Here is a 10,598-nt window from a genome sequence, read left to right as displayed (position 1 = left end):
CGGGTCACCGGCGATCCGCGTGTCAGCGGATCGTCGTACCCGGAACGGAACCCGCTCCTCCCACTGCGACCATGCGCGGAAGCCGACTGCGCGACGGGCGACGAGGCACGAGGAGCCCGTCGAGATCGGTGCGGGTCACCGGCGATCCGCGTGTCAGCGGATCGTCGTACCCGGAACGGAACCCGCTCCTCCCACTGCGACCATGCGCGGAAGCCGACTGCGCGACGGGCGACGAGGCACGAGGAGCCCGTCGAGATCGGTGCGGGTCACCGGCGATCCGCGTGTCAGCGGATCGTCGTACCCCGAAACGCTCTCCGCTCCTCCCCCCGCGACCCTCCGCGGTAGCCGACCGGGCCGCAGCCGATCGAGAGCCGGACGATGCCCTCGCAGGGTCACCGGCGATCCGCGTGTCAGCGGATCGTCGTACCCGGAACGCAGGACGCTCCTCGCACCGCAACCAAGCGCGGAAGCCGACTGCGCGACGGGCGACGAGGCACGAGGAGCCCGTCGACCGCGAAGCGGAAACGACGAAGGGCCCGGCCAGAGGCCGGACCCTTCGTCGTTTCCGCTTCGCGCAGTATTACAGCGCGGCGACCTGCTTCGCGATGGCCGACTTGCGGTTCGCGGCCTGGTTCTTGTGGATGACGCCCTTGCTGGCGGCCTTGTCGAGCTTCTTGGCGGCGAAGGCGAGGGCGGTGCCGGCCTTCTCGGTGTCGCCGGCGGCGATGGCGGTGTGGACCGAGCGGATGGCGGTCTTCAGCTCGCTCTTGACGGCCTTGTTGCGCTCGTTCGCCTTCTTGTTGGTGAGGTTGCGCTTGATCTGCGACTTGATGTTTGCCACGTGGATTACCTTCTTCTCGGATGTGCGTGTGTGCAGCCGGCTACTCGACGGAGTGCCCCTTCCGCGGGCGTCTGAACGCCCTGCGGTGCGACTGGAGGTCGCCGGCTTCTGATCACTCCACGCCTGCCGGGTGTCCGGAGGGGGAGCGCAAGCCAACAAGGAACTTTAGCGCACCCGTCGTCACCCTTCAACCGCGCCGCGCCCGCGGGTGCGGTGCCGTCCGGGTCGGGGCCGCCGGGGCGACACGCCGGGGGAGGCGGACCGCCGTGGCGTCTCGCGGTCCGGGCCCGCCGGTAACGTGACGCCGGTGCCCCGTCTCGCCGATCACCTCTCCGCGGTGCCGCCCTCGGGCATCCGCCACCTGTTCGAGATCGCGCTGCGGCTCGACGGAGTGACGCTCCTCGCGGTGGGCGAGCCCGACGTGCCGACCGCGCCGCACATCATCGAGGCGGCCCGGGCGGCGTGGGCGGCCGACGACACCCGCTACGGGCCCAACGGCGGCGTCCCCGAGCTCCGGCGGGCCATCGTGGAGAAGCTGGCGCGCGACAACGGCATCGAGGCCGACGTCGAGCAGGTGTGGGTGACCGTCGGCGCCACGCAGGCGCTGCACCAGGCGATGACGCTCCTGCTCGGGCCCGGCGACGAGGTGCTCATCCCCGACCCGGGCTACACCGTCTTCACCACCAACGCGCGGACCATCGGCGCCGTCCCCGTGCCGTACACGCTGCGCGCCGAGAACGCCTTCCTCCCCGATCCCGACGAGGTCGAGCGCATGATCACCGACCGGACCCGCGTCCTGATCGTCAACAGCCCGTCCAACCCGCTCGGCGTGGTGTTCCCGAGGGAGGTCCTCGAGCGCCTGCTCGACATCGCCCGGCGCCACGACCTGTGGGTGCTCAGTGACGAGGTCTACGAGTACTTCACCTACGGGCGCCCGCACGTGAGCCTCGCGGCGATCGCGCAGGAGCGCGGGGACGACGCCGACCGCGTCCTCAGCGTCTTCTCCTTCTCGATGACCTACGCGATGACCGGCGTCCGCGTCGGCTACCTCGTGACGCCTCCCGGCTTCACGTCGATCATGGTCACGGTGCAGGAGGCGGCGATCAGCTGCGTCGCCACTCCGGACCAGCGCGCCGCCCTCGCCGCTCTGACCGGGCCGCAGGACGCGGTGGCCGCCGCCTCCGACCACTACCTCGCCAACCTGCGGCTCGCGACGGGCGTGCTCGACGAGCGGGGGATCGCCTACCGCGAGCCCGAGGGCGCGTTCTACCTGTGGATCGACATGGCGCACGCGACCGGCGGGGACGTCGCCTCCTGGGTCGAGTCCTTCCTCCTCGAGACCCTCGTCGCCGTCGCTCCCGGCAGCGCCTTCGGCCGCACCGGCGAGGGCTGGATCCGCGTCTGCCTCGCCGCGGATCCCGCCGCGCTCGAGCACGGGCTGCGCGCCCTCCCGGCCCCGGTGCGCGGATGAGCGCCGCCGAGGTGCTGGTCCGGCGCGTCCGGGCGGAGGAGTACGACGAAGTCTCGCGCCTGCGGCTCGCCGCCTACGCCCACGACTACGAGCTGGGGGAGGAGTACGCCGCCGACGTCGCCGCGGTCGCCCGGCACGACGTCGAGGGCGAGGTCTGGGTCGCCGTCGAGGGCGACGGGCGGATCCTCGCCACGGTCACCACCGCGCGCCCGGGCGCGAACCTCTACGAGCTCGGCCGCCCCGGCGAGCTGGACTGGCGGCTGCTCGCCGTCGCCCCGGAGGCACGCGGGCGGGGTCTCGGGCGGCTGCTCACCGAGTTCGTCGTGATGCTCGCCGCCGAGCGGGGCCTCCAGCGGGTCGTGATGAACAGCGGCACGCTGATGACCACCGCGCACGGCCTCTACGAGAGCATGGGCTTCGTCCGCCTCGGCGAGCGGGAGAACCCGCCCGGCGTCGAGCCCACCCGCACCTACGGACTCGATCTGTAGGCGCCGGTCCCGGCCTCCGCCGCCGGGCATGGGACACTGGACCCACGATGTCTCCACGTGCACACTCCGGGCTCGAGCCCGCCGCGACCGATCCGGCGTCCATCCGCAACTTCTGCATCATCGCCCACATCGACCACGGCAAGTCCACCCTCGCCGACCGGATGCTCGGCATCACGGGTGTCGTCGAGGACCGGGCGATGCGCGCGCAGTACCTCGACCGCATGGACATCGAGCGCGAGCGCGGCATCACGATCAAGTCGCAGGCCGTGCGGATGCCGTGGGAGCGCGACGGGCGCACGTTCGCCCTGAACATGATCGACACTCCGGGCCACGTCGACTTCTCCTACGAGGTCAGCCGCTCGCTGGCGGCCTGCGAGGGCGCGATCCTCCTGGTCGACGCGGCGCAGGGCATCGAGGCCCAGACGCTCGCGAACCTCTACCTCGCGCTCGAGAACGACCTCACGATCATCCCGGTCCTCAACAAGATCGACCTGCCGGCCGCGGACCCCGAGAAGTACGCGAAGGAGCTCGCGAGCCTCATCGGCGGCGACCCGGACGACGTCCTCCGCGTCTCCGGCAAGACCGGCATGGGCGTCGAGGCGCTGCTCGACCGCGTCACCGAGCTCATCCCGCCGCCGGTCGGCGACCCCTCCGCCCCTGCGCGCGCCATGATCTTCGACTCCGTGTACGACGCCTACCGCGGGGTGGTCACCTACGTCCGGATGATCGACGGCAAGCTCTCGCCGCGCGAGAAGATCCAGATGATGTCGACCCGCGCCACGCACGAGATCCTCGAGATCGGCGTGTCGAGCCCCGAGCCCGTCGCGACGCAGGGTCTCGCGGTCGGCGAGGTGGGCTACCTGATCACCGGTGTGAAGGACGTGCGCCAGTCGAAGGTCGGCGACACCGTCACCACGGCGTCCAAGCCCGCGACGCAGGCGCTGCCCGGCTACACCGAGCCGCTCCCGATGGTCTTCTCGGGCCTGTACCCGATCGACGGCAGCGACTACCCGGACCTGCGCGAGGCCCTCGACAAGCTCAAGCTCTCGGACGCGGCGCTCGTGTACGAGCCCGAGACGTCGGTGGCGCTCGGCTTCGGCTTCCGCTGCGGCTTCCTCGGCCTCCTGCACCTCGAGATCATCACCGAGCGCCTGCAGCGCGAGTTCGGTCTCGACCTCATCACCACAGCGCCCTCGGTCATCTACGAGGTCTCGACGGAGGACAAGAAGACCGTCACCGTCACGAACCCGAGCGAGTTCCCCGTCGGCAAGATCGCCGCCGTCACGGAGCCGATCGTCAAGGCCGCGATCCTCGCGCCGAAGGACTACGTCGGCACGATCATGGAGCTCTGCCAGAGCCGCCGCGGGACCCTGATCGGCATGGAGTACCTGGGCGAGGACCGGGTCGAGATCCGCTACCACATGCCCCTCGGCGAGATCGTCTTCGACTTCTTCGACAACCTCAAGTCCAAGACCGCCGGCTACGCCTCGCTCGACTACGAGCCCGCCGGCTCCCAGGAGGCCGACCTCGTGAAGGTCGACATCCTGCTGCAGGGCGAGCAGGTCGACGCGTTCAGCGCGATCGTGCACCGGGAGAAGGCCTACGCCTACGGCGTGCTGATGACGGGGCGCCTGCGCAAGCTGATCCCGCGTCAGCAGTTCGAGGTGCCGATCCAGGCCGCCATCGGCGCCCGGATCATCGCCCGCGAGTCGATCAGCGCGATGCGCAAGGACGTCCTCGCCAAGTGCTACGGCGGCGACATCACCCGCAAGCGCAAGCTCCTCGAGAAGCAGAAGGAGGGCAAGAAGCGGATGAAGATGGTCGGCCGCGTCGAGGTCCCCCAGGAGGCGTTCATCGCCGCGCTCTCGGGCGACGTCGAGACCAAGGACAAGAAGTAGCGCGAGCCCCGTCGCCGGCGCCCGTCCCCCTCCCGGACGGGTGACGCACCCCCCGTCCGGGACATCGTGTCCGCGGGGATTGCGGCGCCTCACAGCGGACCGATAGCTTTCGGACGCCAGGACGCGGCCGTGGATCGATACAGATCCGCACGGGGGGCTGCAGCGTCGACGACCGGTCCTCCACCATGACGAAGGGTGGTAGTCCGTGGTGCCTACGAGCACGAGGAAGCGCTGGATCAGGACGGGGGCGGCTTTCGCGAGCATCGCGGCCGTCGCAGCGGGATCGCTGGTGGCGGCGGGACCGGCCTCGGCAGCGAACAAGGTGATCCCGGTCGCGCCCGCGCCGTACTCCTGGTCGGACAGCGCCCGGTTCGGCACCGACGTGCCGCTTCCGGTGGCCGCAGACGCGACCACGCTGACCGTCGAGCTGCCCGACTCCACCGCTCCCGACACCTTCACCGAGTGGTCGCACCCCGGCTACCGGGTCGTGACGTGGCAGCTGAGGAGCACCGCGACGGACCTCGAGAGCGGCGAATCCGTCGTCGACACCGCCACCAACTCGATCCAGATCCCGATCGGACGCGCCGCCGGCTCCTTCGGCGGCACCTCGCTCTCGCTCCTCCTGAACGGCGCCGAGGACGAGGCGGACGACGCGTACGCTCCGGCCGGCGTCGACCGGACCGGCTTCGTCCTCGCCCTCTCCGCCGACCTCCAGGTGACTGCTGCGAGCGGGTCCGCGGAGGCCGACCTCGACCTGTCGACGTCCACCTCCTCCGAGCGCGCCGGCGGCGAATTCTGGGCCGGCGGCGGCACCGTCACCGAGGCCGGCGCGGGCGACGTCATCGTCCTCGACTCCGGTGTCCCCGGCTTCTTCGACCTCGCGGGCCTCAGCGCCACGGTCGGAACGGAGGACGGTGGCCGCCTGAAGGCCGCCCCCAAGGTCGTGCAGGACGGCCGGGGCATCGCGATCACCCCGACCCAGGAGTTCTTCGACCGCTACCTCACCTTCAGCGACACGACGCCGCTCGGCGCCCCGTCGGTCGAGGTGAAGGGACTCAGCCGCGGCGGGGAGCAGCCTTCCGGCACCGGCGTCATCGTGCGCGCGCCGCTGCGCGTCGTCCCGTCGACCACCACCCCGACGCCGACGCCGGGCACCGGCCCGGAGGTCGTCCGCCTCGCGGGCACCGACCGCCAGGGCACCGCTGTCGAGATCTCGAAGGCGACCTTCGACACCCCCGGCGTCCCCGTCGTCTACATCGCCACCGGCGCGAACTTCCCCGACGCGCTCAGCGCCGGTCCCGCCGCCGCGAAGCAGGGCGGCCCGCTCCTCCTGGTCGACCGTGACTCGGTGAGCCAGGTCGTCCGCGACGAGCTCACCCGTCTCAAGCCCCAGCGGATCGTCGTCGTCGGCTCCGACCTCAGCGTCAGCGACGCCCTCGCCACCGACCTCGGCCAGTACGCGAACGGGAGGGTCTTCCGCCTCGGAGGCACCGACCGCTACGACACGTCGCGGAAGATCATCGAGAGCGCCTTCGGAGGCGGCTCGCCGAAGGGGGCCTGGCTCGCGACCGGCGAGAAGTTCCCCGACGCGCTCAGCGCCACCGCCGCCGCGGGCAAGAACTCGGCCCCCGTCGTCCTCGTGAACGGCGGCCTCCCGGCGGCCGACCCGACCACTGTCGGGATCCTGAGGGGGCTCCGGCCGCCGGTGCTCACCATCGCGGGATCCGAGCTGTCTGTCAGCGCCGGCATCCAGAACTCCCTCACGGTGCCGGCCGGACCGCTCGTCACCCGCTTCGGCGGAGTCGACCGCTACGACACCTCGGAGCAGCTCAACCGGGCGGCCTTCCCCCGCGGGTCGAAGACCGTGTTCCTGGCCACCGGAGAGAACTTCCCCGACGCCCTGGCCGGAGCCGCGGCCGCCGGGCGCACGGGGAGCCCCCTCTTCGCCGTGCCCCCGACCTGCGTGCCGGTCAAGGTGCTGCAGGACATCAGGGCCGGCGGAGCGACGCGCGTCGTCCTCCTCGGCGGCACCGGCACCCTGTCGCCGGCCGTCCAGAAGCTGACTCCCTGCAGCTGACCCGATCCGCACCACGACGAGGGCCCTCCTCCCGCTCCGGCGGGGGAGGGCCCTCGGTCGTTCCCGGCTCGGGACGCCGACGGTCGGATACGCTGGGTCGGATGGACAGCACCACCCGGCGCGCGGACTCGACGCGCGCCGCGCTCGAGGAGTCCGGGAAGAAGGTCGGGACGTGAGCATCCGCCGCTCCAACTTCGAGGGCCAGCCGCAGGTCACCTACGCGGCCGTCGGCGGCACTCTGGCACCCGACCTGCTCGAGTACCCGCCGGACGGCTTCACGGCCGAGCGCTTCGAGGCCCGTCTCGGCTCGGGCGACGAGCGCTTCGCCATCACCACCGCCTCCCTGATGACCTGGGGCGTGCAGCGCGGCAGCGGCATCGAGGTGACCGACATCACCAGCGGCAGCGGCGTGCAGTACACCGGCGTCAACTTCGACGCCGCGGGCACCCCGATCGACCTCGTCAGCCGGCCGACGGAGGAGCATTTCGCTCCCGACGGCACCCCCTACATCACCGCCGGCGTGACCGCCGTGCTCCGCGTGACCCTGCTCGGCCGCGTCTTCGACGCCCCGGTCCGCGTGGTCTACGTCGTCGACGAGCCCGACCAGGTCGGCTTCGCCTACGGCACCCTCGAGGGCCACCCCGAGAGCGGCGAGGAGTCCTTCGTCGTCGAGAAGCGCGCGGACGACTCGGTCTGGCTCGTCATCCGGGTCTTCTCGCGACCCTCCACCCGTCTCTACCGCCTGGGCGCGCCGGTGCTGCGTGCCGTGCAGAAGCGCCAGGTCGCCAAGTACCTGCGCGCGCTGCTGCCGGCGCGCGTCAGCTGACGTGGGGAGCGCCCTCCCGATCGCCGATCCTGCTCCGCTCGACGGCGGACTGCCCGCGTCCGTCGTCGACGGCGTGGAGCAGCGCGACCTCGGCCTCTACGTGCACGTGCCGTTCTGCCGGGTCCGCTGCGGGTACTGCGACTTCAACACCTACACGGCGACCGAGCTCCGTGGGGCGAAGCAGCAGGACTACGCCGACGAGGCGATCACCGAGATGGCTCTCGGTGCCGAGGTGCTCGAGCGCGCGGGCTTGCCCCGGCGCCCCGCCCGCACGGTCTTCTTCGGCGGCGGGACGCCCACCCTCCTGCCCGCCGGCGACCTGGTGCGGATGCTGGACGGCCTCCGCACCCACTTCGGGGTCGCGCCCGACGCCGAGATCACCACCGAGGCGAACCCGGACTCCGTCGACGCCGCCTACCTCCGCGCGCTGGCCGAGGCGGGCTTCACCCGCGTCAGCTTCGGGATGCAGTCGGCCGTGCCGCACGTCCTCGCCACGCTCGAGCGCACCCACGACCCGGAGCGGGTCCCGCTCGTGGTCGAGTGGGCGCGGGAGGCCGGACTGCAGGTCAGCCTCGACCTCATCTACGGCACGCCGGGGGAGTCCCTCGCGGACTGGGAGCGGTCGCTCGACTCCGCGCTCGCCAACCGGCCGGACCACCTCTCGGCCTACGCCCTGATCGTGGAGGACGGCACGAAGCTCGCCCGGCAGATCCGCCGCGGCGAGGTCGCGACCCCGGACGACGACCTCACCGCCGACATGTACGAACTCGCCGACGCGCGCCTGACCGCTGCCGGGTACTCCTGGTACGAGGTCAGCAACTGGGCGCGCGACGACGCCCACCGCTCCCGGCACAACCTCTCGTACTGGCTCGGCCACGACTGGTGGGGCGTCGGTCCCGGCGCCCACAGCCACGTCGGAGGCGTGCGCTGGTGGAACGTGAAGCACCCGGCGGCCTACGCCGACCGGCTGAGCACCGGGGCCTCGCCCGCTGCCGGGCGGGAGACGCTCGACGCGGGGACGCGGCAGGTGGAGGACGTGCTGCTGCGCTCGCGCCTGGCGGACGGGCTGCCCATCGACGCGATCGACGCCGGTCGGCGCAGCGAGGTGGCGGGGCTCATCGCCGACGGCCTCGTCGACGGCCGGGCGGCGCTCGGCGGCCGGATCGTGCTGACTCTGCGCGGCCGTCTGCTGGCCGACGCGGTCGTGCGCCGCCTCACCGACGGCTGAGGCCGGATCCCGGGGCGGCCGACGCACGGCCGCCCCGGTTCCGCCGCTACTTGAAGAACGGGATGCTGAGCGGATAGGTGTAGTACTCGCCCGCGCTGGCGCGCACCGAGGCGATGATCGCGAAGACGATCACCAGGATCGGCACGACCAGGAACACGATGAAGCCGACGAGCACGAAGGACAGGATCGTCCCGGCGACGTAGGCGATCAGCGTCGTCAGGTGGAAGTTGAGGGCCGTCTTGGCGTGCGCCTCGAGGAACGGTCCGCGCCCCTTGAAGACCAGGAAGACGATCAGCGAGGGCAGGAAGCTGAAGAAGATGCCGGTCACGTGCGTGACGATCGCCCAGGTCTTCTCGTCCGCCGGGTTCAGCGGCGGAGCCGGGGTCCCGTAGACGGGGGGCGGGGGAGGGGTGGCCGACATGATGGTCTCCGTTCCGGCGGCGGCGACGGGCGTCCCCCGTGCGCTCGGCGTCCATCGTGGCATGCGGCGACTCCCTGCGCACCGGGCCGCGCGGGACCTCCTCCTCGGGGATGACGGGGCTCCTCCCCGCGGCCCTGCAGGAGTGCACCCCGGCCGATCCCGGCGCAACCCCGCCGGGCGGTCCGCCTCCCGGTTATGATTGGCACTCAGAGTTGCGGAGTGCCAGGCTCCGCGCGGCGTCAGCGCCGCAGACGGTCGTGCCCGCGGGCACTCGGAGTCCGGCGGGAGGTCGGTCGTATGGTCACGGAGCGCGGTCTCCAGGTCCTGCGCGTGATCGTGCAGGACTACGTGGCGAACCGGGAGCCGGTGGGCTCGAAGTCGATCGTCGAGCGCCACGCGTTCGGCGTCTCGGCCGCCACCATCCGCAACGAGATGGCCCAGCTGGAGGAGGAGGAGCTGATCGCGGCTCCGCACACGTCCTCCGGCCGCGTGCCTACCGACAAGGGCTACCGCCTCTTCGTCGACCAGCTCGCCGACCTCCGCCCGCTGACCTCCGCGCAGCGCCAGGCGATCGAGACGTTCCTCGGGCAGAGCCCGGACCTCGACGAGGTGCTGGTCAAGACCGTCCGCCTGCTCTCGCAGCTCACCAACAGCGTCGCGCTCGTGCAGTACCCGTCGTTCGGAGCCGCGCGGCTGCGCCACGTGGAGCTCGTCGCCCTCGCTCCCCGCCGCCTCCTGTCGGTGCTGATCACCGACACCGGCCGCGTCGACCAGCGCGTGCTCGAGACCCCGGAGGACGTGGACGACGCGCTCCTCGGCGAGATCCGCGCGAAGCTCAACACGGCCGTGCTGGGCCTCGGGCTCCAGCAGGCGGCCGAGACGCTCGGCTCCGTCGCGGAGCGCTTCAGCCCCGAGCGGCGCCACGTGCTGACGCCGATCGTGCAGACTCTGCTCGAGCAGGTCGGCGCGAACCGGCAGGACCGCCTGGTCATGGCCGGCGCCGCGAACCTCGTCCGCACCGAGGAGGACTTCTCGGGCAGCATCTATCCCGTGCTCGAGGCGATCGAGGAGCAGGTGGAGCTGCTGCGCCTCTTCGCCGAGATGACCCCGGACCCCCGGGGCATCTCGGTGCGCATCGGCCGCGAGAACGCGCCGTTCGGGCTGCAGGAGACGTCGGTGCTCACGAGCGGCTACAACACCGCGGGCGGCCAGGTCTCGCGCCTGGGCGTGCTCGGCCCGATCCGGATGGACTACTCCGGCAACATCACCGCGGTGCGCGCCGTCGCCCGCTACCTCTCCCGCCTCCTCGGCGAGGAGTAGGCCCGACCTCCCGGCCCCCGCCGGATCC

Annotated in this window: 9 protein-coding genes; 7 read left to right on the top strand and 2 right to left on the bottom strand. The window is 71.9% G+C overall.

Annotated elements, in window-relative coordinates; translation table 11 throughout:
- Positions 1-580 precede the first annotated feature (580 nt).
- Positions 581-841 (bottom strand): 30S ribosomal protein S20, encoded by a 261-nt coding sequence (rpsT, locus tag C5C25_RS15750; protein ID WP_097165711.1) that lies wholly within the window; start codon positions 839-841, stop codon positions 581-583.
- A 307-nt stretch (positions 842-1,148) separates the two neighbouring features.
- Between rpsT and C5C25_RS15745 the strand changes: the two genes are divergently transcribed.
- The 6 genes from C5C25_RS15745 to hemW all read left to right on the top strand — a co-directional run bounded on the left by C5C25_RS15745 (position 1,149) and on the right by hemW (position 8,829).
- Entirely contained in the window at positions 1,149-2,312 is a 1,164-nt protein-coding gene (locus C5C25_RS15745; RefSeq protein ID WP_104251141.1) for a pyridoxal phosphate-dependent aminotransferase, read from the top strand.
- Positions 2,309-2,800 (top strand): GNAT family N-acetyltransferase, encoded by a 492-nt coding sequence (locus C5C25_RS15740; RefSeq protein ID WP_104251140.1) that lies wholly within the window; start codon positions 2,309-2,311, stop codon positions 2,798-2,800. Before C5C25_RS15745 ends, C5C25_RS15740 begins: the two co-directional genes overlap by 4 nt.
- A 47-nt stretch (positions 2,801-2,847) precedes the next feature.
- Positions 2,848-4,698 carry a translation elongation factor 4 gene (gene lepA / locus C5C25_RS15735; RefSeq protein ID WP_104223127.1) on the top strand — a complete coding sequence of 617 codons (1,851 nt, stop codon included), beginning with the start codon at positions 2,848-2,850 and terminating at the stop codon, positions 4,696-4,698.
- A 205-nt stretch (positions 4,699-4,903) separates the two neighbouring features.
- Positions 4,904-6,775: a cell wall-binding repeat-containing protein gene (locus tag C5C25_RS15730; RefSeq protein ID WP_104251139.1), complete on the top strand. Its 1,872-nt coding sequence runs from the start codon at positions 4,904-4,906 to the stop codon at positions 6,773-6,775.
- A 172-nt stretch (positions 6,776-6,947) separates the two neighbouring features.
- Entirely contained in the window at positions 6,948-7,601 is a 654-nt protein-coding gene (locus C5C25_RS15725) for a DUF1990 family protein (protein ID WP_244229440.1), read from the top strand.
- A gap of 1 nt (position 7,602) precedes the next feature.
- Complete coding sequence (hemW, locus tag C5C25_RS15720; RefSeq protein ID WP_104251138.1) at positions 7,603-8,829, top strand: radical SAM family heme chaperone HemW; 1,227 nt, start codon at positions 7,603-7,605, stop codon at positions 8,827-8,829.
- 46 nt (positions 8,830-8,875) lie between these two features.
- Here hemW and C5C25_RS15715 read toward each other — a convergent pair whose 3' ends face one another.
- On the bottom strand, positions 8,876-9,313 hold the full coding sequence (locus tag C5C25_RS15715; protein ID WP_244229439.1) for a DUF4870 domain-containing protein: 438 nt from the start codon (positions 9,311-9,313) through the stop codon (positions 8,876-8,878).
- A 234-nt stretch (positions 9,314-9,547) separates the two neighbouring features.
- Between C5C25_RS15715 and hrcA the strand changes: the two genes are divergently transcribed.
- Positions 9,548-10,570 carry a heat-inducible transcriptional repressor HrcA gene (gene hrcA, locus C5C25_RS15710; protein WP_104223131.1) on the top strand — a complete coding sequence of 341 codons (1,023 nt, stop codon included), beginning with the start codon at positions 9,548-9,550 and terminating at the stop codon, positions 10,568-10,570.
- The last annotated feature ends 28 nt before the right edge of the window (positions 10,571-10,598 follow it).

Source organism: Rathayibacter sp. AY2B9 (genome assembly GCF_002931595.1).
GTDB lineage: Bacteria > Actinomycetota > Actinomycetes > Actinomycetales > Microbacteriaceae > Rathayibacter.
This window is presented reverse-complemented; position numbering and strand designations above follow the sequence as displayed.

Excerpts from the sequence above, each read along its gene's own strand:
- C5C25_RS15740 (WP_104251140.1), top strand. The coding sequence starts at position 2,309 with ATGAGCGCCGCCGAGGTGCTGGTCCGGCGCGTCCGGGCGGAGGAGTAC.
- lepA (WP_104223127.1), top strand. The coding sequence starts at position 2,848 with ATGTCTCCACGTGCACACTCCGGGCTCGAGCCCGCCGCGACCGATCCG.
- C5C25_RS15715 (WP_244229439.1), bottom strand. The coding sequence starts at position 9,313 with ATGCCACGATGGACGCCGAGCGCACGGGGGACGCCCGTCGCCGCCGCC.
- hrcA (WP_104223131.1), top strand. The coding sequence starts at position 9,548 with ATGGTCACGGAGCGCGGTCTCCAGGTCCTGCGCGTGATCGTGCAGGAC.